This window comes from Pseudomonas sp. TWI929 (assembly GCF_039673335.1).
Lineage (GTDB): Bacteria > Pseudomonadota > Gammaproteobacteria > Pseudomonadales > Pseudomonadaceae > Aquipseudomonas.
The window spans coordinates 44,036-64,741 of record NZ_JBDJLK010000027.1 but is presented as its reverse complement, the minus strand read 5'-3'; the positions used below and the strand labels follow the sequence as shown (position 1 = coordinate 64,741).

General features: G+C 63.5%; 21 protein-coding genes. 15 read left to right on the top strand and 6 right to left on the bottom strand.

All coding sequences use genetic code 11. From position 1 onward, the window contains the following. Positions 1-91: 91 nt before the first annotated feature. Positions 92-1,243, bottom strand: coding sequence for a putative ABC transporter substrate-binding protein YdcS (gene ydcS / locus ABE456_RS13750; protein WP_346644392.1), 1,152 nt, complete (start codon positions 1,241-1,243; stop codon positions 92-94). A 216-nt stretch (positions 1,244-1,459) separates the two neighbouring features. Between ydcS and ABE456_RS13745 the strand changes: the two genes are divergently transcribed. The 15 genes from ABE456_RS13745 to ABE456_RS13675 all read left to right on the top strand — a co-directional run bounded on the left by ABE456_RS13745 (position 1,460) and on the right by ABE456_RS13675 (position 17,883). Next, positions 1,460-2,143 carry a tellurite resistance TerB family protein gene (locus tag ABE456_RS13745; RefSeq protein ID WP_346644391.1) on the top strand — a complete coding sequence of 228 codons (684 nt, stop codon included), beginning with the start codon at positions 1,460-1,462 and terminating at the stop codon, positions 2,141-2,143. Positions 2,144-2,416: 273 nt separating this feature from the next. Beyond that, positions 2,417-4,039, top strand: coding sequence for a methyl-accepting chemotaxis protein (locus ABE456_RS13740; protein ID WP_346644390.1), 1,623 nt, complete (start codon positions 2,417-2,419; stop codon positions 4,037-4,039). 5 nt (positions 4,040-4,044) lie between these two features. Then, positions 4,045-4,551 carry a chemotaxis protein CheW gene (locus ABE456_RS13735; protein WP_346644389.1) on the top strand — a complete coding sequence of 169 codons (507 nt, stop codon included), beginning with the start codon at positions 4,045-4,047 and terminating at the stop codon, positions 4,549-4,551. Then, positions 4,548-5,819 carry a CheR family methyltransferase gene (locus ABE456_RS13730; protein WP_346644388.1) on the top strand — a complete coding sequence of 424 codons (1,272 nt, stop codon included), beginning with the start codon at positions 4,548-4,550 and terminating at the stop codon, positions 5,817-5,819. Before ABE456_RS13735 ends, ABE456_RS13730 begins: the two co-directional genes overlap by 4 nt. After that, positions 5,816-6,478: a chemotaxis protein CheW gene (locus ABE456_RS13725; protein WP_346644387.1), complete on the top strand. Its 663-nt coding sequence runs from the start codon at positions 5,816-5,818 to the stop codon at positions 6,476-6,478. Before ABE456_RS13730 ends, ABE456_RS13725 begins: the two co-directional genes overlap by 4 nt. After that, positions 6,475-8,781, top strand: coding sequence for a hybrid sensor histidine kinase/response regulator (locus ABE456_RS13720; RefSeq protein ID WP_346644386.1), 2,307 nt, complete (start codon positions 6,475-6,477; stop codon positions 8,779-8,781). The genes ABE456_RS13725 and ABE456_RS13720 overlap by 4 nt, the downstream gene beginning before the upstream one ends. Continuing rightward, complete coding sequence (gene wspF / locus ABE456_RS13715) at positions 8,778-9,791, top strand: Wsp signal transduction system protein-glutamate methylesterase WspF (RefSeq protein ID WP_346644385.1); 1,014 nt, start codon at positions 8,778-8,780, stop codon at positions 9,789-9,791. Before ABE456_RS13720 ends, wspF begins: the two co-directional genes overlap by 4 nt. Before the next feature lie 51 nt (positions 9,792-9,842). Beyond that, on the top strand, positions 9,843-10,847 hold the full coding sequence (gene wspR, locus ABE456_RS13710) for a Wsp signal transduction system regulator diguanylate cyclase WspR (RefSeq protein ID WP_346644384.1): 1,005 nt from the start codon (positions 9,843-9,845) through the stop codon (positions 10,845-10,847). 236 nt (positions 10,848-11,083) lie between these two features. Beyond that, positions 11,084-12,179 (top strand): peptide chain release factor 2 gene (gene prfB, locus ABE456_RS13705; protein WP_110678858.1). Its coding sequence is split into 2 segments (ribosomal slippage): positions 11,084-11,155 and positions 11,157-12,179, totalling 1,095 coding nucleotides; the frame shifts between segments, so codons are not numbered across the junction. A 92-nt stretch (positions 12,180-12,271) separates the two neighbouring features. Then, complete coding sequence (gene lysS / locus ABE456_RS13700) at positions 12,272-13,774, top strand: lysine--tRNA ligase (RefSeq protein ID WP_217840011.1); 1,503 nt, start codon at positions 12,272-12,274, stop codon at positions 13,772-13,774. 190 nt (positions 13,775-13,964) lie between these two features. After that, on the top strand, positions 13,965-14,669 hold the full coding sequence (locus tag ABE456_RS13695) for a TetR family transcriptional regulator (RefSeq protein ID WP_346644393.1): 705 nt from the start codon (positions 13,965-13,967) through the stop codon (positions 14,667-14,669). 29 nt (positions 14,670-14,698) lie between these two features. Further along, the gene (locus tag ABE456_RS13690; protein WP_056796298.1) at positions 14,699-15,247 is read left to right on the top strand and encodes a hypothetical protein; all 549 of its coding nucleotides are present in this window, start codon (positions 14,699-14,701) and stop codon (positions 15,245-15,247) included. 140 nt (positions 15,248-15,387) lie between these two features. Then, on the top strand, positions 15,388-16,665 hold the full coding sequence (locus ABE456_RS13685; protein WP_346644383.1) for a flavohemoglobin expression-modulating QEGLA motif protein: 1,278 nt from the start codon (positions 15,388-15,390) through the stop codon (positions 16,663-16,665). Beyond that, complete coding sequence (locus ABE456_RS13680) at positions 16,637-17,560, top strand: alpha/beta hydrolase (RefSeq protein WP_346644382.1); 924 nt, start codon at positions 16,637-16,639, stop codon at positions 17,558-17,560. The genes ABE456_RS13685 and ABE456_RS13680 overlap by 29 nt, the downstream gene beginning before the upstream one ends. Further along, the gene (locus ABE456_RS13675; protein WP_346644381.1) at positions 17,557-17,883 is read left to right on the top strand and encodes a hypothetical protein; all 327 of its coding nucleotides are present in this window, start codon (positions 17,557-17,559) and stop codon (positions 17,881-17,883) included. Before ABE456_RS13680 ends, ABE456_RS13675 begins: the two co-directional genes overlap by 4 nt. A gap of 141 nt (positions 17,884-18,024) precedes the next feature. Here the strand turns inward: ABE456_RS13675 and ABE456_RS13670 are convergent, their stop codons facing one another. The 5 genes from ABE456_RS13670 to ABE456_RS13650 form a co-directional block, all read right to left on the bottom strand. After that, complete coding sequence (locus tag ABE456_RS13670; protein ID WP_346644380.1) at positions 18,025-18,342, bottom strand: type II toxin-antitoxin system mRNA interferase toxin, RelE/StbE family; 318 nt, start codon at positions 18,340-18,342, stop codon at positions 18,025-18,027. Beyond that, a complete protein-coding gene (locus ABE456_RS13665) occupies positions 18,296-18,580 on the bottom strand; it encodes a type II toxin-antitoxin system Phd/YefM family antitoxin (protein ID WP_264363355.1) in 285 nt (94 codons plus the stop codon). The genes ABE456_RS13670 and ABE456_RS13665 overlap by 47 nt, the downstream gene beginning before the upstream one ends. Positions 18,581-18,716: 136 nt before the next feature. Further along, the gene (locus ABE456_RS13660) at positions 18,717-19,508 is read right to left on the bottom strand and encodes an OmpA family protein (protein WP_346644379.1); all 792 of its coding nucleotides are present in this window, start codon (positions 19,506-19,508) and stop codon (positions 18,717-18,719) included. Between the two features lie 50 nt (positions 19,509-19,558). After that, complete coding sequence (locus ABE456_RS13655) at positions 19,559-19,972, bottom strand: DUF4398 domain-containing protein (RefSeq protein ID WP_346644378.1); 414 nt, start codon at positions 19,970-19,972, stop codon at positions 19,559-19,561. Between the two features lie 275 nt (positions 19,973-20,247). Further along, entirely contained in the window at positions 20,248-20,592 is a 345-nt protein-coding gene (locus ABE456_RS13650) for a pilin assembly protein (RefSeq protein ID WP_346644377.1), read from the bottom strand. Positions 20,593-20,706 lie beyond the last annotated feature (114 nt).

Genomic DNA, 20,706 nt, shown 5'->3' with positions numbered 1-20,706 from the left:
CCCACAGGTATTACACAGCCATCAAGGCCGGTGCCCTACCTGTGGGAGCGGGCGTGCCCGCGAAGAGGCCAGCTCAGTCATTCAAGTAACCTCAGCGCCCACCCATGATCGCAATGTAATCCTGGGTCCAGCGGCTATACGGCACGAACTTGCCGCCCTGGGCCTGTGGGGTTTTCCAGAAGGCGATCTTGTCGAAGTTGTCGAAGCCGTTGGTCTTGCAGCCCTCGGCGCCCAGCAATTCGCTGCCGGTGCATGCCGCCGGCACTGCCGGCAACGAGCCGAACCAGGCCGCTACGTCACCCTGTACCTTCGGCTGCAGCGACCAGTCCATCCACTTGTAGGCGCAGTTGGGGTGCTTGGCCTCGCTGTGCAGCATGGTGGTGTCGGCCCAGCCGGTTGCTCCCTCCTTGGGAATGGTCGAGGCCACCGGCTGGTTCTCGGCCTTCAGGCCATTGACCATGTAGCCCCAGGAGCTGGAGGCGACCACGCCTTCGTTCTTCACGTCGCTCATCTGCACCGTGGCGTCGTGCCAGTAGCGGTGGATCAGCGGCTGCTGCTGGCGCAGCAACTCAAGCACGGCCTTGTACTGCTCCTCGTTGAGCTCGTAAGGGTCCTTGATGCCCAGTTCAGGCTTGGCCGACTTCAGGTACAGCGCCGCATCGGCCATGTAGATCGGCCCGTCGTAGGCCTGCACGCGGCCCTTGTTCGGCTTGCCATCGGGCAGGTTCTGCGGCTCGAACAGCACGCCCCAGCTGGTAGGTGCCTGCTTGAACACGTTGGTGTTGTACAGCAGCACATTCGGCCCCCACTGGTATGGGGTGCCATAGACCTGCTTGTCGACCACGTACCAGCCACCGTTCTGCAGGCGCGGGTCGATGTTCTTCCAGTTGGGGATCAGTGCGGTATTGATCGGCTGCACGCGCTTGCCCACGATCAGCCGCAGCGAGGCATCGCCCGAGGCAGTGACCAGGTCATAGCCGCCCTTGGTCATCAGGCTGACCATCTCGTCGGAGGTGGCGGCGGTCTTGACGCTGACCTTGCAGCCGGTTTCCTTTTCGAAGCCGGTCACCCAGTCGTAGGCCTTGTCGCTTTCACCGCGCTCGATGTAGCCGGGCCAGGCGACGATGTCCAGGCGCCCCTCGCCGGGCCCCAGGGCCTTGAGTGGTTCTGCAGCCTGCAGGCTGGCGCTGGCCAGCAAGGCGCCCGACATGGCGCCGAGCAATGCGGTCTTGTGCACTGACATGGTGTTCCCTCTTCTTGGAGATCTTGTTCGGGGCAGTCATCAAGCAAGCCGTGAAGCGATCGTTATAAGCGTAGTGCGGTTGCGCGGGGTATTGGCGATATCGAGTCTAGTTGGCTTTTTGCCAGCTAACGCAACATCCGGAAGCAAATCCTCGGTGGAGTGTGATTCGCCAAGCCTTATTCTGGCGATTGAATTCCGTTACGTGGAGACGCGCCAATGAATACCCGTGGCCTGCTTGACCAACTGCTCAGATCCGGCCAGCAACTGCTCGACAACAAGGCCGGCACAGCCAAGGCTGGGGGTGCTGCCGGAGGCCTTGGCGGGCTGCTGTCGGGGGCGGGTGGCGGCTTGTTGGGTGGCGGTGCCCTGGGCTTGTTACTGGGAAGCAAGAAGGCCCGCAAATATGGTGGCAAGGCATTGACCTATGGCGGCCTGGCCGCATTGGGCGTACTGGCCTACAAAGCCTATGGCAACTGGCAGGCCAACCAGCAGGTGGCCGCCGCCGAACCGCAGACCCTCGACCGTTTACCACCGGCCCAGGCCGAGCAGCACAGCCAGGCGGTACTTCGCGCGCTGGTGGCGGCGGCCAAATCCGATGGCCATATCGACGAGCGTGAACGTGCACTGATCGAGGGCGAATTCACCCGCCTGGACAGTGACCGCGAACTGCAGCATTGGCTGCATGCCGAGCTGAACAAGCCGCTGGATCCGGCCGAAGTTGCCCGCGCCGCGCAAACGCCGGAAATGGCCGCCGAGATGTACCTGGCCAGCGTGATGATGGTCGACCAGGAAAACTTCATGGAGCGTGCCTACCTCGACGAACTGGCCCGCCAACTGCGCCTGGCCCCGGGCCTGCGCCAGGAGCTGGAAAGCCAGGTGCGGTTAGCCGCAGACAAGTAAGCGGCGCGGTCCTTGTGGGAGCGGCCTTGTGTCGCGAAAGGGCTGCGCAGCAGCCCCAAAGATTTTAGCTTCGCCGCATGAAATGCCGGGGCCGCTGCGCGGCCCTTTCGCGACACAAGGCCGCTCCCACAAAACGAAGCGCCTTTTCCATGATGGGCTCCGTCCATTAGCGGGGATGCCAGGTTACCCCACATTTCACCCGCAAAACCGTAAGGCCTCTAGGCTATACTTCGGCGATTTTTCCCGCTCGTTGTGAATTCCTGAGGGCTGAATGTGAAGAACTGGACCTTGCGCCAACGGATCCTGGCAAGTTTCGCCGTGATCATCGCCATCATGCTGCTGATGATCGTGGCCGCCTACTCGCGGTTGGTAACCATCGAATCCGCCGAAGAGGCGGTAGGGACCGACAGCATTCCCGGCCTTTACTACAGTTCGATGATCCGCAGTGCCTGGGTCGACAGTTATGTCACCAGCCAGCAGTTGGTGGGCCTGTCCAACCGCCGCGAAATCACTTCTGCCGACCTGGAGCTGTTCAAGAGCTTCGAAGACCGCCTGAAGCAGCACATGGCCAGCTATCAGGGCACAATCCAGGACGATGACGACCAGGCGCGCTACGACCGCTTTGCCCAGATGGAAGTCGCCTACCTCAAGGTCGTCGGCCAGGTGCTGGATGCCTACCGCCAGCATGACTACGCCGAAGCCCAGCGGCTGATCATCGAGGTGCTCACGCCGGCCTGGGTGGACGGGCGCAAGCTCTTGAACGAGGTCATCGACCACAACCGTGCCTCCTCTGAAGCGGACACCAGCGAGATCGTCAGCGCCGTGAGCACGGCCAAGGGCAGCATGATGGTTTCGCTGCTGCTGGCAATCATCGCCGCCGGCATTTGCGGCCTGTTGCTGATGCGTGCTATCACCGCACCCATGCAGCGCATTGTCCACGCCCTCGACAAACTGCGCTCGGGCGACCTGAGCATGCGCCTGAGCCTGGACCGCAAGGACGAGTTCGGTGCCATCGAAAGCGGCTTCAACGAAATGGCCGAGGCCTTGGCCAACCTGGTAGCCCAGGCCCAGCGTTCGTCGGTGCAGGTAACCACCTCGGTAACCGAAATTGCCGCCACTTCCAAGCAACAGCAGGCCACCGCCACCGAAACGGCCGCGACCACCACGGAAATCGGTGCCACCTCGCGGGAAATTGCCGCCACCTCGCGTGACCTGGTGCGCACCATGACCGAAGTTACCTCCGCCGCCGACCAGGCCTCCAGCCTGGCCGGCTCCGGCCAGCAGGGCCTGGCGCGCATGGAAGAAACCATGCACCAGGTGATGGGCGCCGCCGACCTGGTCAACGCCAAGCTCGGCATCCTCAACGAAAAAGCCAGCAACATCACCCAGATGGTGGTGACCATCGTCAAGGTTGCCGACCAGACCAACCTGCTGTCGCTCAATGCCGCCATCGAGGCGGAAAAGGCCGGCGAGTACGGCCGAGGCTTTGCCGTGGTGGCCACTGAAGTGCGCCGCCTGGCCGACCAGACCGCCGTAGCCACCTACGACATCGAGCAGATGGTGCGCGAGATCCAGTCGGCGGTGTCGGCCGGGGTGATGGGCATGGACAAGTTCTCCGAAGAAGTGCGCCGCGGCATGTTCGAAGTGCAGCAGGTGGGCGAGCAGCTCAGCCAGATCATCCACCAGGTGCAGGCCCTGGCACCGCGCGTGCTGATGGTCAACGAAGGTATGCAGGCCCAGGCCACCGGTGCCGAGCAGATCAACCAGGCGCTGGCCCAGCTCAGCGATGCCAGCACCCAGACTGTCGAGTCGCTGCGCCAGGCCAGTTTCGCCATCGATGAGCTGAGCCAGGTGGCCGCCGGCCTGCGTGGCGGCGTGTCGCGCTTCAAAGTCTGACTGCGATGAACGACTTGCAACCGAGCGCAGCGCAGGCTGGCAACGCCAAGGGTGCGTTGTACTTGCAGTTTCGCATCAAGGAGCAGCGCTTTGCCCTGAACGTGCACGAGGTGATCGAGGTGCTGCCACGCCAGCCGCTCAAGCCGATCGCCCAGGCACCCACCTGGGTGGCGGGCATTCTCGCGCACCGCGGGGCGCTGGTACCGGTGGTTGACCTGGCTGCGCTGAGTTTCGGCCAGCCGGCGGCGCAGCGCACCAGTACCCGCCTGGTGCTGGTGCACTACCGTGGCGGGCTGCAGCTTGGCCTGATCCTGGAGCAGGCCACCGAAACCCTGCGTTGCCAACCCGACGAGTTCCAGCCCTATGGCGTGGACAGCGGCGAAGCCCCATACCTGGGTCCGGTACGCCAGGATGAGCAGGGCCTGCTGCAGCGTATTGAAGTCAATGACCTGCTGCCCGCTGCCGTGCACGACTTGCTGTACGCCGATGACCCGACGGGGTTGCCAGCATGAGCGAACAGCGTTTCTTCCTTTTTTTGCGCGAGCGCATCGGCCTGGACGTGGAGTCGGTGGGGGCGCCGATGGTCGAGCGCGCGCTGCGCCAGCGTTGCGTGGCCGTGGGGGCCATGGATCTGGACGATTACTGGTTGCGCCTGCAGCAGTCGAACGATGAGCAACAGGCACTGATCGAAGCGGTGATCGTTCCGGAAACCTGGTTTTTCCGTTACCCCGAGTCCTTCACCGCCCTGGCCAGCCTGGCACACAAACGCCTGGCGGAACTGGCCGGGGCGCGCCCGCTGCGGCTGCTCAGCCTGCCATGCTCGACTGGCGAAGAGCCTTATTCGCTGGCCATGGCCTTGCTTGATGCCGGCATCGCGCCGGCGGCGTTCCTGATCGACGGCATGGACATCAGCCCCAGTTCGGTGGCCAAGGCCGGGCAGGCCGTGTATGGGCGCAATGCCTTCCGCGGCAGCGACCTGGGCTTTCGCGAGCGCTACTTCGATACGCTCGACGAAGGCCAGTGCCTGCATGAGCGGGTGCGCCAGCAAGTCAGCCTGCAGGTGGGCAATGTGCTCGACCCGGCGCTTGCCAGCCGCGACGGCCTGTATGACTTCGTGTTCTGCCGCAACCTGTTGATCTATTTCGACGTGCCGACTCAGCAACGTGTATTCGAAGTACTCAAGCGCCTGCTCCATCCGCAGGGTGTGCTGTTTATCGGGCCTGCCGAAGGCAGCTTGCTGGCGCGGTTGGGCATGCGCCCGTTGGGGATCGCCCAGTCGTTCGCCTACGTGCGCCAGGAGGGCGGTTGCGCGCCGGTGGTGGCGGCCCCGGCCCAGCCAGCGCGGCGAACGCCAGTGCTGGCCACACCGAGCTATCAGCCACCGAGCGCACCGCTACCGCGCCCGCTGCGCGCGTTGCCGGTGGCGGTCAAGGCCGCGTCGGTACGTGAGCACCAGCATGAGGGCAAAAGCGAATTGCTGGCCAGCATTGCCCGGCATGCCAACGCCGGTGCCAGCGCGCAGGCCCGTGCCGAATGCCAGCGCTACCTGGGCCAGTTCGCCCCTGCGGCGCAGGTGTTCTACTGGCTGGGGCTGCTCAGTGACACCGAAGGGGATGCGCAGCAGGCGCTTACCCACTATCGCAAAGCCCTGTACCTGGAGCCGCAACACCCCGAGGCGCTGGTGCACCTGGCGGCCTTGCTGGCGGCCCAGGGCGACCAGGCTGGCGCCAGGCGCCTGCAGGAGCGTGCTGCGCGGGTTGGCAGGGAGCCTGAACGATGAAGGGTGAATACGCGATGCAACTGCTCGCCGAAGATGGCACGCACATCGACGACTGCTGGAACCGCATCGGTGTGCATGGCGACAAGCAGTGCCCGCTGTTGGAACGGCATGTTCATTGTCGCAACTGCGAGGTGTATGCCGCTGCGGCCACACGCCTGCTCGACCGCTACGCGCTGGTGCAGGATCACCAGGCAGCGGCGCAGCCGGTCGAGGAAAACGCAGGCCGGTCCATGCTGCTGTTCCGCCTGGGTGACGAGTGGCTGGCGCTGGCCACCGCTTGCCTGGCCGAAATTGCCCCGTTGCAGGCGGTGCATTCGCTGCCGCACCAGCGCTCGCGGGTGCTGCAGGGGGTTGCCAACGTGCGCGGGGCACTGGTGCCGTGCCTGTCACTGGCTGACTTGCTGGGTGTGCAAGCCAGCACCGCCGAGCAGCGCAGCGTCCGGGCGATGCCACGCATGCTGATTCTGGCTGCCGAAGGCGGGCCGGTGGTGACGGCGGTCGAGGAGATCGACGGCATTCACCGGCTCGACCCGCTGTTGCTGGGCAGTGGCCAGGACGCCACGCACTTCACCGCCGCAGTCCTGCAATGGCGCGGCCGCAGTGTGCGGGTGCTGGATGATCACCAATTACTGTCTGCCGTGCAGCGGAGCTTGTCATGACCCCAGAGCAAATGCGCGACGCATCGTTGCTCGAACTGTTCAGCCTGGAGGCCGAGGCGCAAACCCAAGTGCTCAGCGCCGGGCTGATGGCGCTGGAGCGCAACCCCACCCAGGCCGACCAGCTTGAAGCCTGCATGCGCGCCGCTCACTCGCTGAAGGGCGCGGCACGCATCGTCGGGGTGGATGCCGGCGTCAGTGTTGCCCACGTCATGGAAGACTGCCTGGTGGCCGCCCAGGAGGGTCGCTTGCGGCTGAGCGCCGAGCATATCGACGCCCTGCTGCAGGGCACCGACCTGCTGATGCGCATTGCCACCCCAGGTGATGCCGCGGCGCAGGCGACCCTGCCGGTGTTCCTCGCGCAAATGGCCAGCCTGCTCGACCCTGGCGCTGCGGCCATGCCTGCCGTGCCGCCGGCCGTGCCAGTACTGCCGGGCTTGCCGGCCGAGGTTGTAGCGCTACCAGTGGAACCACTGGAGCCAGCGCCAGAGCCAGAACCAGAACCCGAGCCGGAGCCGGCCCCGCGCCGCAAGGTGGGCAAGCGTGCTGGCGAAGGTGCGGAGCGGGTGCTGCGGGTTACCGCCGACCGCCTCAACAGCCTGCTTGACCTGTCCAGCAAGTCGCTGGTGGAAACCCAGCGGCTCAAGCCTTACCTGGCCACCTTGCAGCGCCTCAAGCGCATGCACGGCCAGGGCATGCAGGCACTGGACGGCCTGCGCATGCAGCTGGAGGACAGCGGCCAGAGCAGCGAGCTCCTCGAAGCCCTGGCCCAGACCCAGCGCCTGCTGGCGGAAACCCAGCAGATCCTGCAGCAGCAGGCCGCTGACCTGGACGAATTTGGCTGGCAGGCCAGCCAGCGTGCGCAGTTGCTGTACGACACTGCGCTGGCCTGCCGGATGCGGCCGTTTGCCGACGTGCTCGCCGGCCAGAGCCGTATGGTTCGCGACCTTGGTCGTACACTGGGCAAACCGGTGAGCCTGGTGGTGGAAGGTGAAAAGACCCAGGTCGACCGCGACGTGCTGGAAAAGCTCGAAGCGCCACTGATCCACCTGCTGCGCAACGCCGTCGACCACGGCATCGAACTGCCGGAGCGGCGCCTGCTGGCGGGCAAGCCGGAAGAGGGGGTGATTCGCCTGCGCGCTTCGCACCAGGCTGGCATGCTCAGCCTGGAGCTGATCGACGATGGCGCCGGCATCGACCTGGAACGCCTGCGCAGCAGCATTGTCGAGCGCGCCCTGTCGCCCGCCGACACGGTAGCGCGGATGAGTGAGGCGGAGTTGCTGACGTTCCTGTTCCTGCCTGGTTTCAGCCTGCGCGACAAGGTTACCGAGGTGTCTGGGCGCGGGGTGGGGCTGGATGCGGTGCAGCACATGATCCGTGAGCTGCGCGGTTCTATCGAGCTGACCCAGGTGGCCGGGCAGGGCTGCCGCTTCCACCTGCAGGTGCCGCTGACCCTGTCGGTGGTGCGCAGCCTGGTGGTCGAGGTGGGGGGAGAGGCCTATGCCTTCCCGCTCGCCCATATTGAACGCACACTGGAAGTAACCGCCGATGCGATCGTGCAGATCGAAGGGCGTCAGCACTTCTGGCACGAAGGCCGGCATATCGGCCTGGTCGCGGCCAGCCAGCTGCTCAATCGGCCGGCCGGGCAAACCGAGGAAAGCAGCCTGCGGGTGGTGGTGATCCGAGAGCGTGAGCAGCTGTACGGTGTGGCCGTGGAGCGGCTGGTGGGCGAGCGGGTGCTGGTGGTGATGCCACTCGACCCGCGCCTGGGCAAGGTGCAGGACATTTCCTCTGGCGCCTTGCTCGATGATGGCTCGGTGGTGCTGATCGTCGATGTCGAAGACTTGCTGCGCTCGGTGGAAAAGCTGCTGCGCACTGGCGGCCTGGAACGTATCGAGCGCGGCAGCAGCGGCGCCCGTGGCGTGGCGCGCAAGCGCATCCTGGTGGTCGACGACTCGCTGACCGTGCGTGAACTGCAGCGCAAGTTGCTGGGCCATCGCGGCTACGACGTGGCGGTGGCGGTGGATGGCATGGACGGCTGGAACGCCCTGCGCGGCGACGACTTCGACCTGCTGATCACCGACATCGACATGCCACGCATGGACGGCATCGAGCTGGTCACCCTGGTGCGTCGCGACCAGCGCCTGCAATCGCTGCCGGTGATGGTGGTGTCCTACAAGGACCGTGAGGAAGACCGACGGCGTGGCCTGGATGCTGGCGCCGACTACTATTTGGCAAAGGCCAGCTTCCACGACGATGCGTTGCTGGATGCTGTGGAGGAGCTGATTGGAGGTGCTCAGGGATGAAGATCGCCATCGTCAATGACATGCCCATGGCGGTCGAGGCGTTGCGTCGGGCAGTCGCCTTCGACCCCGCGCACCAGGTGGTATGGGTGGCCAGCAATGGCGCCGAGGCGGTGCAGCGCTGCACCGAACAGTTGCCCGACCTGATCCTCATGGACCTGATCATGCCGGTGATGGACGGCGTCGAGGCGACCCGGCGGATCATGGCCGAAACCCCGTGCGCCATCGTCATTGTCACCGTTGACCGCAAACAGAATGTCCACCGGGTATTCGAGGCCATGGGCCACGGCGCGCTCGATGTAGTCGACACGCCGGCCCTGGGCGCAGGCGATGCCCGCGAAGCGGCGGCGCCGCTGCTGCGCAAAATACTCAATATCGGCTGGCTGATGGGCCAGCAGCGCGCACCGGCCGCACGCCCGGTGGCCACGCCGTTGCGCGAGGCCTCCCAGCGCCGTGGCCTGGTGGCGATCGGCTCATCGGCAGGCGGCCCTGCGGCCCTTGAAGTGTTGCTTAAAGGCTTGCCAGCAGCGTTTCCGGCGGCCATCGTGCTGGTCCAGCATGTTGACCAGGTGTTTGCCGCAGGCATGGCCGAATGGCTCAGCAGCGCTGCCGGCCTGCCGGTGCGGCTGGCCCGCGAAGGCGAACCACCGCAGCCGGGCCAGGTGTTGCTGGCCGGCACCAATCACCATATCCGCCTGCTACAGAACGGCCAACTCGCCTACACTGCCGAACCTGTCAATGAAATCTACCGGCCCTCGATCGATGTGTTCTTCGAAAGCGTTGCGCGCTACTGGAGCGGCGATGCGGTGGGCGTGTTGCTCACCGGCATGGGCCGCGACGGTGCCCAAGGCCTGAAGCTGATGCGACAGCAAGGCTTCATGACCATTGCCCAGGACCAGGCCAGCAGTGCGGTGTACGGCATGCCCAAAGCCGCTGCGGCCATTGATGCCGCAGTGGAAATCCGCCCGCTGGAACGCATAGCCGGGCGTTTGATGGAAATTTTCGGAAAATGACGAAATGTATTGAATCACGCCGCCAAGCCGGTAGTGATCGGGTGAACAGCTATGAGTGATTTACCGATCGAAGGTTTTGCGAGCAGCAACGACAACTCGGCGATGGTGCTGCTGGTCGATGACCAGGCCATGATCGGCGAGGCGGTGCGGCGTGGTCTGGCAAATGAAGAAAACATCGACTTCCACTTCTGTGCCGACCCGCACCAGGCCGTTGCGCAGGCCATGCGCATCAAACCCACGGTGATTCTTCAGGACCTGGTCATGCCCGGCCTGGACGGGCTGACCCTGGTGCGCGAGTACCGCAACAACCCGGCCACCCGAGACATTCCGATCATTGTCCTGTCGACCAAGGAAGACCCGCTGGTCAAGAGCGCTGCGTTTGCCGCCGGGGCCAACGATTACCTGGTCAAGCTGCCAGACACCATCGAGCTGGTGGCGCGCATTCGCTACCATTCGCGCTCCTACCTGACCTTGCTGCAGCGTGACGAGGCCTACCGTGCGCTACGCGTCAGCCAGCAGCAGTTGCTCGATACCAACCTGATGCTACAGCGGCTGATGAACTCCGATGGCCTGACCGGGCTGTCGAATCGCCGGCACTTCGACGAGTACCTGGAGCTGGAATGGCGCCGGGCCATGCGTGAGCAGCAGCAGTTGTCGTTGCTGATGATCGATGTGGACTACTTCAAGGCCTACAACGACAGCTTCGGCCATTTGGCCGGCGACGAGGCCTTGCGCCAGGTGGCCGAGGCGATCCGTGGTTCGTGCTCGCGGCCGACCGACCTGCCGGCGCGCTATGGCGGCGAGGAGTTCGCCCTGGTGTTGCCCAACACTTCGCCAGGTGGGGCCCGGCTGGTGGCCGAGAAACTGCGCCAGACCGTACTGGGCCTGGGCATCCCGCACTCCGCGCCGGTGCCCGGCTCGCACCTGACCGTGAGCATCGGCCTGGCCACCCAGACCCCAGCCATCGGCAGCCATTGCCGGCAGTTGATCTCGGCAGCGGACAAGGGCCTGTATCAGGCCAAGAATGGCGGGCGAAACCAGGTTGGTATTGCCTGACAAGCTAAAGCGCTGAAATTTACGCGGCCCCCTGTGGGAGCGGCTTTAGCCGCGAACACCGGCGCAGCCGGTGCCATGCACCGAGTCACCTTCTTCGCGGGTAAACCCGCTCCCACAAGGTCCGCGCAATTCCTGGATGTTCTATTCACACGCTACCGCCCGGCGGGTCTGCCGCCCTGCTGCGGACTCGGTTATACTCGCAGGCTTTTCACCGAATTCGTGCGAGTAGCCAGCCCATGGAAATCCAACCGATCCTGAACACCATCAAGGACCTCACCGAGCGTTCCCAGTCCATTCGGGGGTATCTTTGACTACGATCACAAGCATGACCGCCTGATCGAAGTCAACCGCGAGCTGGAAGACCCCAACGTCTGGAACAAGCCCGAGTACGCCCAGGCCCTGGGCCGCGAGCGTGCCATGCTGGCGCAGGTGGTCGAGACCCTCGACAAACTGTCCAACGGCCTGGGCGACTGCCAGGACCTGCTCGACATGGCCGTCGAGGAAAATGACGAAGGCGCCGTCGGCGACGTCGTGACCGAGCTGGAAGGCCTGGAAGAAAACCTGGCCCAGCTTGAGTTCCGTCGCATGTTCAGCGGCGAGATGGACATGAACAACGCCTACCTGGACATCCAGGCCGGTTCCGGTGGTACCGAAGCACAGGACTGGGCCAACATCCTGCTGCGCATGTACCTGCGCTGGGCCGACAAGCGTGGTTTTGACGCCACCATCATCGAGCTTTCCGAAGGTGAAGTGGCCGGTATCAAGGGCGCCACCGTGCACATCAAGGGCGAGTATGCCTTTGGCTGGCTGCGCACCGAAATCGGCGTGCACCGCCTGGTGCGCAAAAGCCCGTTCGACTCAGGCGCCCGTCGCCACACCTCGTTCTCGGCGGTATTCGTCTCGCCCGAGATCGACGACAAGGTCGAGATCGAGATCAACCCGTCCGACCTGCGTATCGACACCTATCGCTCCTCCGGCGCCGGTGGTCAGCACGTAAACACCACCGACTCGGCCGTACGTATCACCCACGTACCGACCAACACCGTGGTGGCCTGCCAGAACGAACGCTCCCAGCACGCCAACAAGGACACCGCCATGAAAATGCTGCGGGCCAAGTTGTACGAGCTGGAAATGCAGAAGCGCAACGCCGCCTCGCAGGCGCTGGAAGACAGCAAGTCGGACATCGGCTGGGGCCACCAGATCCGCTCCTACGTGCTGGATGACTCGCGTATCAAGGACCTGCGCACCGGCGTCGAGCGCAGCGACTGCCAGAAGGTGCTGGACGGCGACCTCGACCAGTACCTGGAAGCGAGCCTCAAGCAGGGCCTGTAAGCCGCACACCACTGCCACGCTACCGGCCAACCGCCGGTAGCGTGTGCCCTGCCCGACAAGGGCAACGAATACCTGATGGAAAGAATGACGACATGAGCGACCTCAAGACCGAATCGCAAGACCTGCAACAGGAAGAAAATGCCCTGATCGCCCTGCGCAAGGAAAAACTTGCCGCCGAGCGCGCCAAAGGCAATGCCTTCCCCAATGACTTCCGTCGCGACAGCTACTGCAACGACCTGCAGAAACAGTACGCGGACAAGACCAAGGAAGAGCTGGAAGCAGCCGCGATCCCGGTCAAGGTGGCTGGCCGCATCATGCTCAACCGCGGCTCGTTCATGGTCATCCAGGACATGACCGGCCGTATCCAGGTCTACGTCAACCGCAAGACCCTGCCAGAAGAAACCCTGGCTGCGGTAAAAACCTGGGACCTGGGCGACATCATCAGCGCCGAAGGCACCCTGGCCCGTTCCGGCAAGGGCGACCTGTACGTCGAGATGACCAACGTGCGCCTGCTGACCAAGTCGCTGCGCCCGCTGCCCGACAAACACCACGGCCTGACCGACACCGAGCAGCGCTACCGCCAGCGTTACGTCGACCTGATGGTCAACGAAGAAACCCGCCACACCTTCCGTGTGCGTTCGCAGGTGATCTCGCACATTCGCAAGTTCCTCATCGAGCGTGATTTCCTCGAAGTGGAAACGCCGATGCTGCAGACCATCCCGGGCGGTGCCGCGGCCAAGCCGTTCGAAACCCACCACAACGCCCTGGACATGGCCATGTTCCTGCGTATCGCGCCGGAGCTGTACCTCAAGCGTCTGGTGGTTGGCGGCTTTGAAAAGGTGTTCGAGATCAACCGCAACTTCCGTAACGAAGGCGTTTCGACTCGTCACAACCCTGAATTCACCATGCTCGAGTTCTACCAGGCCTACGCCGATTACCGCGACAACATGGACCTCACCGAGGAACTGTTCCGCGAGCTGGCGCAGCTGGTACTGGGCACTACCGACGTGCCATACGGCGACAAGGTGTTCCACTTCGGCGAGCCGTTCGTGCGCCTGTCGGTGTTCGATTCGATCCTCAAATACAACCCTGAGCTGACCGCTGCCGACCTGCAGGACGTTGACCGCGCCCGCGACATCGCCAAGAAGGCCGGTGCCAAGGTGCTGGGCCACGAAGGCCTGGGCAAGCTGCAGGTAATGATTTTCGAAGAGCTGGTCGAGCACAAGCTGGAGCAGCCGCACTTCATCACCGAATACCCGTTCGAAGTATCGCCGCTGGCCCGTCGTAACGACGACAACCCGGCTGTCACCGACCGCTTCGAGCTGTTCATTGGTGGCCGCGAAATCGCCAACGCCTACTCCGAGCTCAACGATGCCGAAGACCAGGCCGAGCGCTTCCTGGCCCAGGTGGCCGAGAAGGACGCCGGTGACGACGAAGCCATGCACTACGACGCCGACTTCGTTCGCGCACTGGAGTACGGCATGCCGCCGACCGCAGGTGAAGGCATTGGCATTGACCGCCTGGTGATGCTGCTTACCAACTCGCCGTCGATCCGCGACGTGATCCTGTTCCCGCACATGCGTCCGCAGGCCTGAGTGAATTGAACGAGCCGCCTTTCGAGGCGGCTTTTTCTTGCCTGAAGCTTTATGTTGTCTGTACCGGCCTCTTTACAGGGATTGCACAGGACCTGAATGCTGTGCGGCCGTTGTAGGAGCGGCTTTAGCCGCGAAAGGGCCGGCACTGAAGAAACACTGCCCATGAGGTACCCCACCCGTGACACCCGCCATGCCTGACCAGGGCGCCGCCGGCATCGCCACCGCCGTCGCCGAAAGCGTGCAATACCAAGGCCGCAAGACTGCCCGCCAAGGCAGCGAACAGCGCCGTCAGCTGATCCTCGACGCCGCCATGCGCATCGTCGTGCGCGATGGCGTGCGCGGTGTGCGCCACCGCGCCGTGGCCGCCGAGGCCGGTGTGCCACTGTCGGCCACCACTTACTACTTCAAGGACATCGAGGACCTGCTCACCGATACCTTCGCCCAGTACGTCGAGCGCAGCGCCGCCTACATGGCCAAGCTGTGGGCCAACACTGAGGTGGTGTTGCGCCAGTTACTGGCCCAGGGCGACGGCAGCCCGCAGGCAAGGGCACGGCTGGCTGACGAAGTGGCGCGCATGACCGCCGACTACGTGCAGCGGCAACTGCTCAACCGCCGCGACTTCCTGATGGCCGAACAGGCCTTCCGCCAGGAGGCGCTGCTGTGCCCGCGCCTGGCCGAGCTGGTGTGCGCCCATGAGCAGATCCTGCTGCACGGTACCCGGCAATTGCTACAGGTGGTGGGCTCGCGGCAACCGGAACAGGACGCCCAAATGTTGACGGCGATTATCGAGCAGATGGAATATCAGGGCCTGCTCAAGGATGCCAATGCGCAAGCCGATGGGCAGATGCTCGCTATGCTTACCCGATACCTGCAGCTGGTGCTGGCATCGGCCTGAGCCGAGACCGACTTTTCAAGGAGAACCTGATGAAAGCCTGGCGTGTGGTGTTGTTGACTCTGTCATTCCTGCTGCTGGGCGGTTGTCTGGTGACCTTCCATGAGCCGTTGCCCAGCAACCAGGCGGCGCCCAAGGCCCTGCTTGGCAAGTGGAGCAGCAAGGACGCCTGGGGCGAGCCGCTGAAGCTCACCATCAGCCGTAGCGGCGGCGATGCCTACAAGGCGGTGGCCACGGCCAAGGGCAAGGCCCCCGAAGAATACGTGTTCACCGTGTCGCGCCACGGCAACCGCTGGTACTTGTCGGCAGGCGTACCCAAGCGCCTGGGTGGCAACTTCCTGATCGGCGGTTTCGACATCGTCGATGGCAAGGAACTGGTGGTGTACAACCTGGATGTCGAGCAGGTGCAGCAGGCGGTGGACAAGAAGGAACTGACCGGGCGCAGCACCGAGGTGCCGGAAGACAACGGCGACGGCGTGCTGATCGACAGCCCGTCGGCGCGGGTGTTGGCGTACCTGGACGACCCGGCCAACTCCGACCTGTTCGTCGAAGTGGCACGGTTCCAGCGTTCCGGCAAGTAACTACCTGTGCCGGCCTCTTCGCGGCTAAAGCCGCTCCTACAGGTACTGCACAAGCCCTGAATACTGTGGGGTCCCTGTAGGAGCGGCTTTAGCCGCGAAGAGGCCGGCACAGGTTTCTTGTACTCAAAAGGAGTCCCCCGGTGGACGAATACCAGCAAACCATCCGCGCCCTGTCCGACCGCATCGTCGCGGCACAGACCCCGATCCGGGTGCTGGATGCGGTGAAGTGGGACGACAATATCCGCCAGGGCTTCCTCAAGGCCAAGGGCAAGGAGCCACCAGCGATCGATCGCGCCTATTACCAGTCGCGCCCGCTGTCGTTCGACTCCAGCGCGGTCAAGGCCGAGTTCCAGGGCATCGAGCGCGACATCATTCGCCAGCTCGGCCAGTTCAACCCGGTCGGGCAGATCATGAAGCGCATGTGCCGCGAGTACCGCATGGTGGTACGCATGCTTGAAGCGCGTGGCACCGAGGACTTCGGCCTGATCTCCCAGGAGCTGTACGGCGCCGCCTCGGATGCTTTCCATGCTGGTGACCCGACCCTGGCCGACCTCGGCCTGATGCTGTCGGACTACCTGAACAACATCGATGGCCGTGGCGACCTCAAGGACGAACCGAAGAACCTCACCGCCAAGGAGGCCGTGGATATCCTTCAGCGTCGGCTGAACAAGGTGTTCGGCGAAGCCGAGGAGACCATTCGCGTATTCGAGTCCGACGGGATCGTCGCCGATGCCGCGGCCGGTGCCGACTACATCAAGGTGCGCGCCGACGCCATGTTCAACGCCCGCGACGTGCGCGCCCTGGAAGTGCACGAAGGGCTGGTGCACGTCGGTACCACGCTCAATGGCTTGAACCAGCCGATCTGCACCTTCCTGGCCAAGGGCCCGCCTTCGTCGACAGTGACCCAGGAAGGCCTGGCCATCCTCATGGAGGTAATTGCCTTCGCCTCTTACCCCAGCCGCCTGCGCAAGCTGACCAACCGCACCCGCGCCATCCACATGGTCGAGGAGGGCGCTGATTTCATGCAGATCTACGGCTTCTTCCGCGAGCAGGGCTTCGAGATGGCGCAAAGCTACAGCAATGCCAGCCGGGTGTTCCGCGGTTCGGTGCCCAATGGCCTGCCATTTACCAAGGACTTGTCCTACCTCAAGGGCTTCATCATGGTTTACAACTACATTCAGTTGGCTGTGAAGAAGGGCAAACTCGAACAGATCCCGTTGCTGTTCTGTGGCAAGACCACCCTGGAAGACATGCGCACCCTGCGCCAGCTGGTCGAGGAGGGCCTGGTCGAACCGCCCAAGTACCTGCCCGAACAGTTCCGTGACCTTAATGCACTGTCGGCATGGATGTGCTTCTCCAACTTCCTCAACCACCTGAGCCTGGATCGCATTGAAGCCGACTACGCGAACATTCTCTGAGCGCTGCCGCCTGCTGGCCCTGGGCTTGGTCCTGTTGGGGCTGAGCGGTTGCAGCAGCCTGCTGTTCTACCCCGAGCGTGGCCAGCCGTTCACGCCCGAGCGGGCCAAGCTGGATTACCGCGATGTCAGCCTTGTCACGTCAGACGGTCTCCGCCTGCACGGCTGGTGGCTACCGGCCAAGGCGGGTGTCGAGGTAAAGGGTACGGTACTGCACCTGCACGGCAATGGCGGCAACCTGCCTGGGCACCTGGGCGGCAGCTACTGGCTGCCGGAGCAGGGCTACCAGGTATTGATGATCGATTACCGGGGCTATGGCCTGTCTGAGGGCGAGCCGAGCCTGCCTGATGTGTATGAAGACATCGCCGCGGCCATGGCCTGGCTGGACCAGGCGCCCGAGGTCAAGGGCAAGCCGCTGGTGCTGTTGGGGCAGAGCCTGGGCGGCGCCATGGCCATCCACTACCTGGCGGCCCACCCCGAACAGCGTCAGCGTTTCAGCGCGCTGGTGTTCGATGGCGTGCCGGCCAGTTACCGTGCGGTGGGGCGCTTTGCCCTCAGCACCTCGTGGGTAACCTGGCCGCTGCAGGTCCCGCTGTCGTGGCTGGTGCCGGACGGCGACAGCGCGATCCGCTCGGTCGAGCATTTGAGCAGCCCGCCCAAGCTGTTTTTCCACAGCATCGACGATAAGCTGGTGCCGATGGACAACGGCATCCGCCTGTACCAGCACGCGCCAGCGCCGCGGGTGCTGCAACTGACCCGTGGTGGCCACGTGCAGACCTTCGCCGACCCTACCTGGCGCCAGGTGATGCTGCGTTTCCTCGACGACCCCAGCCATTTCAACGGCCTGCGGCGGCTTGCCGAAGTGCCCAATTACCCTGACGAGAAGAACAAGCAATGAGTGAAGAACGCAACGCCATCCCGCTGATCCTGACCGGCGTCGGCAGCATCATCGTGACGGTGGGGGCCTTGTGGTATTACGGTTACCTGCATTTCGCCAAACCTGAAGACGCCCTGTTGCTGCAGGACTTCACCATGCTCAAGACCATCCCTGGCGAGGACTACAAGGTCTCGCTGGACCCGGCGCCACAAGTGGCCCAGTGCCTGGATGGCGTGCTGGTGCTGTTCGATACCCAGCAGAAAGGCCTGACCGGCGTGCTGGTGGACAGCCGCAAGCGTGCGGTGCGCTGCATGGGCGAGGAAACCCCGCAGCAGGTGCAGTGAGCCATTTTCTCTACTGCCTGTGCCGGCCCTTTCGCGGCTAAAGCCGCTTCCACAGGTACTGCGCTGGCTTCGAGGTGACACTGTACCTGTGGGCGGCTTTAGCCGCGAAAGGGCCGGTACAGGCCCTGAAAAACTGTCAGATTATTTCTGGCGAGAACGGGCAGAGTCATAAACATCGCTTCGCTCTCGCTTGCCCACGGCGATGACGATCACTACCACGCGCTGATCTACCACTCGATAAACCAACCGATATCCTGCAGATCTCAACTTGATCTTGTAACAGTCAGCCATCCCGGAAAGTTTGTCTTTCTCCACCCTGGGTTGAGCCAATCGTTCCTTGAGTTTTCTGGCAAACTGAATTTGCAACTCACCATCCAGTTTTCGAAATTCCTTCCTCGCCCGCACATCGAACTCAAGGTCGTAGCTTCTTGCTTCCTTCGGCTTCGGCGATGAGTTCATCGATATCCACTCTCACAGTGGGCCCACCGCGCCGCTGGCGGACAAGCTCAGCCAGTTGCATGTCGTCGATCAGCTCCATCATCGCTTCGTAGCGCTCGGGCGGAACCGCGTAAAAAGCCGGTTCATTGCGATTGAGGATGACCACGGTTTCACCGGCAGCTTCGCGGATAGTGCCCATGGGGTCTTTCTTCAGGTCTGTGATGGATGCTGCCAGATCGGCAAGAACAGGGTAGGTCATAGTTGTATCAACCCATGAGTGTGGTTGGCGATGGGGAGAGTCTAGTGCTTCATAAAGTGCTTTTAAAGGTGCTTTTGTCGTTTGAAACGCAAGAAAAACCCCGCCACGACGGCGGGGTTGGGTATAGCTAGTCAGCCTACTGCTGCACCTGGCTCACCGCGCGTGGCGCCACCGGCTGGTTGTCGTTGGAGATGGTCACCTCCACCCGACGGTTCTGCGCACGCCCCGAGTTGCTGCCGTTGTCCGCTACCGGGTACTCCTTGCCGTAACCCTGGGAAACGACCCGCGCCGGGTCTACACCGGCACGTACCAGTGCCATGCGCACGCTGTTGGCGCGGCGCTCGGACAGGGTCTGGTTGTAGTTGGCCGAGCCGACGCTGTCGGTGTAGCCCTCGACGATCACCTTGCGCTCCGGGTTTTCCTGGAGGAACTGCGCCAGCTTGGTGATGTTCGGGTAGGCGTTGCTCTTGAGTTCGGCCTTGTTGAAGTCGAACAGCACATCGCCAAAGGTCACCAGCGTGCCGCGGTCGGTCTGCTTGGCGTTGAGGCTGTCTTGCAGCTTGGCGATCTGTGCGTCGCGGGCGTCCAGCTTGGCCTGGGCGCGCTGGGCCGAGGCGTTTTTCAGCTCACCCTCGGCGGTGCGCAGGGCGATGGTCTGCTTGGCCACCTCGACGCGCTGGGTGGTCAGGTAGGCCAGTTGGTCGACCTTCTGCTCGTTCTCACGGTCCATGTAGGCCTTGTCGGCCTTGTTCAGCCAGTCTTGGGCGTCTTTGGTTTCCAGCGCGGCCACCTTGCTTGACTGCGGGTCGCTTTGCAGCGCGGAGAAGTTGCTGCGGGCCGCTTCCAGGTTGGCGTTAGGGTCGTGGGCGCAGGCAGCAAGGCCGACGCTCAGGGCCAGCAGGGCGGGGATCATGACGTAGTTGCGCATAGTGTTCATCCTTTGATCGTGTGCGAAGGGCAAGGTTGGCGGGGCAGGGCTCACTGAGCGCTGCGCAGGCCTTCCTCACGTACGTCCTGAACGCCCTGGCGGGCATCCTGCACGGCCTTCTGGGCCTTGGCCGCCTGGGCCTTGCGTTCGGCGAGGCGGGCGTCCCACTCGGCCTGCTCGGCCAGGCGCCTTGCGTCGTCGAATTTCTTGTCGTGCATGGCGATCTCGGCCTGCTTGAACTTGTCCTGGGCCGTTTTCATTTCCACGGCGGCAAACTCGGTACCGCCGGCGCTGACGGCGGCGTTCACGGCGGACTGGGTGACGGCATACTGCTCGGTAGGCGGGTTGCCCGCACAGCCCGCCAGGACCAGGCTACTGCCCAGGGCCAGCGCGGCCAGCTTCAACCCGCGCACATGAGTGGATGAGGGGTTGCAAGGGCGGGTGTTCTTGGTGGTCAGTTCCATTGGGTCACTCCTGTTTACGACGATGTCCGTAGCAGTCCATCGCTCAATCCCTGACAAATTCGCGCGCTTCAGCTCAACGGTGCACAACGGCGATGTGCAGGGTTTTGGCGTGGTGGCTATTGGCTGTGACAGAGGCGTTTTTTGGATAGTTCAGAAAAAGTGGCCCAGGGTGGGTAGTTATTTCTGACTAGTCGGTCAGTGTGTTTTGCCCGGCATTTCGTAGGCTGGAATGGTATTCCGGGCCGCTGGCAGGCCCGGAACGATGCAGCGGATGGTTACTTGTCGCTGTCGGCGGTGGGGTTGCTCAGGGCGTGCAGATGCTGTCGTGACAGGGAGAGAAAACGTGGGGTGGGGCCAATGTCCTCGTACAGCGGGTCGCCTTCTTCATCGGTGGCAATGACCTGGCGACCCTGCACATAGGGGAAGCTGGCTTCCAGTTCTTCAAGGGCCGCCGCCACCAGTTCACCGAGCAGTTCTTCGGCGGTACGCTTGGGGTACATGTCGATCAGCGCAGCCAGGCGCGCCTCGGACTCCAGGTCCAGGTGCAAGACATGGCCCGTGCGGCTGAGGGTGCCGGCGGCATTCTGTTCCCAGTGCTGGGCGAGTTCACGGATTTTCATGATGACCTCTGTTAACGCCTGGTAAGGCTGCATTGCATGGGAGTGCTGTGCTTTCACTTTAGTTTGCTTTCTCCGATCACGGCTTGCCATCGCTGCCCGGCTGTGGGCACTCTT

What these genes read in the sequence shown, in the direction of transcription:
- ydcS (WP_346644392.1), bottom strand. Translation starts at nt 1,243, where the DNA reads ATGTCAGTGCACAAGACCGCATTGCTCGGCGCCATGTCGGGCGCCTTG.
- ABE456_RS13745 (WP_346644391.1), top strand. Translation starts at nt 1,460, where the DNA reads ATGAATACCCGTGGCCTGCTTGACCAACTGCTCAGATCCGGCCAGCAA.
- ABE456_RS13735 (WP_346644389.1), top strand. Translation starts at nt 4,045, where the DNA reads ATGAACGACTTGCAACCGAGCGCAGCGCAGGCTGGCAACGCCAAGGGT.
- ABE456_RS13730 (WP_346644388.1), top strand. Translation starts at nt 4,548, where the DNA reads ATGAGCGAACAGCGTTTCTTCCTTTTTTTGCGCGAGCGCATCGGCCTG.
- ABE456_RS13725 (WP_346644387.1), top strand. Translation starts at nt 5,816, where the DNA reads ATGAAGGGTGAATACGCGATGCAACTGCTCGCCGAAGATGGCACGCAC.
- ABE456_RS13720 (WP_346644386.1), top strand. Translation starts at nt 6,475, where the DNA reads ATGACCCCAGAGCAAATGCGCGACGCATCGTTGCTCGAACTGTTCAGC.
- wspF (WP_346644385.1), top strand. Translation starts at nt 8,778, where the DNA reads ATGAAGATCGCCATCGTCAATGACATGCCCATGGCGGTCGAGGCGTTG.
- wspR (WP_346644384.1), top strand. Translation starts at nt 9,843, where the DNA reads ATGAGTGATTTACCGATCGAAGGTTTTGCGAGCAGCAACGACAACTCG.
- lysS (WP_217840011.1), top strand. Translation starts at nt 12,272, where the DNA reads ATGAGCGACCTCAAGACCGAATCGCAAGACCTGCAACAGGAAGAAAAT.
- ABE456_RS13695 (WP_346644393.1), top strand. Translation starts at nt 13,965, where the DNA reads ATGCCTGACCAGGGCGCCGCCGGCATCGCCACCGCCGTCGCCGAAAGC.
- ABE456_RS13690 (WP_056796298.1), top strand. Translation starts at nt 14,699, where the DNA reads ATGAAAGCCTGGCGTGTGGTGTTGTTGACTCTGTCATTCCTGCTGCTG.
- ABE456_RS13675 (WP_346644381.1), top strand. Translation starts at nt 17,557, where the DNA reads ATGAGTGAAGAACGCAACGCCATCCCGCTGATCCTGACCGGCGTCGGC.
- ABE456_RS13670 (WP_346644380.1), bottom strand. Translation starts at nt 18,342, where the DNA reads ATGAACTCATCGCCGAAGCCGAAGGAAGCAAGAAGCTACGACCTTGAG.
- ABE456_RS13665 (WP_264363355.1), bottom strand. Translation starts at nt 18,580, where the DNA reads ATGACCTACCCTGTTCTTGCCGATCTGGCAGCATCCATCACAGACCTG.
- ABE456_RS13660 (WP_346644379.1), bottom strand. Translation starts at nt 19,508, where the DNA reads ATGCGCAACTACGTCATGATCCCCGCCCTGCTGGCCCTGAGCGTCGGC.
- ABE456_RS13655 (WP_346644378.1), bottom strand. Translation starts at nt 19,972, where the DNA reads ATGGAACTGACCACCAAGAACACCCGCCCTTGCAACCCCTCATCCACT.
- ABE456_RS13650 (WP_346644377.1), bottom strand. Translation starts at nt 20,592, where the DNA reads ATGAAAATCCGTGAACTCGCCCAGCACTGGGAACAGAATGCCGCCGGC.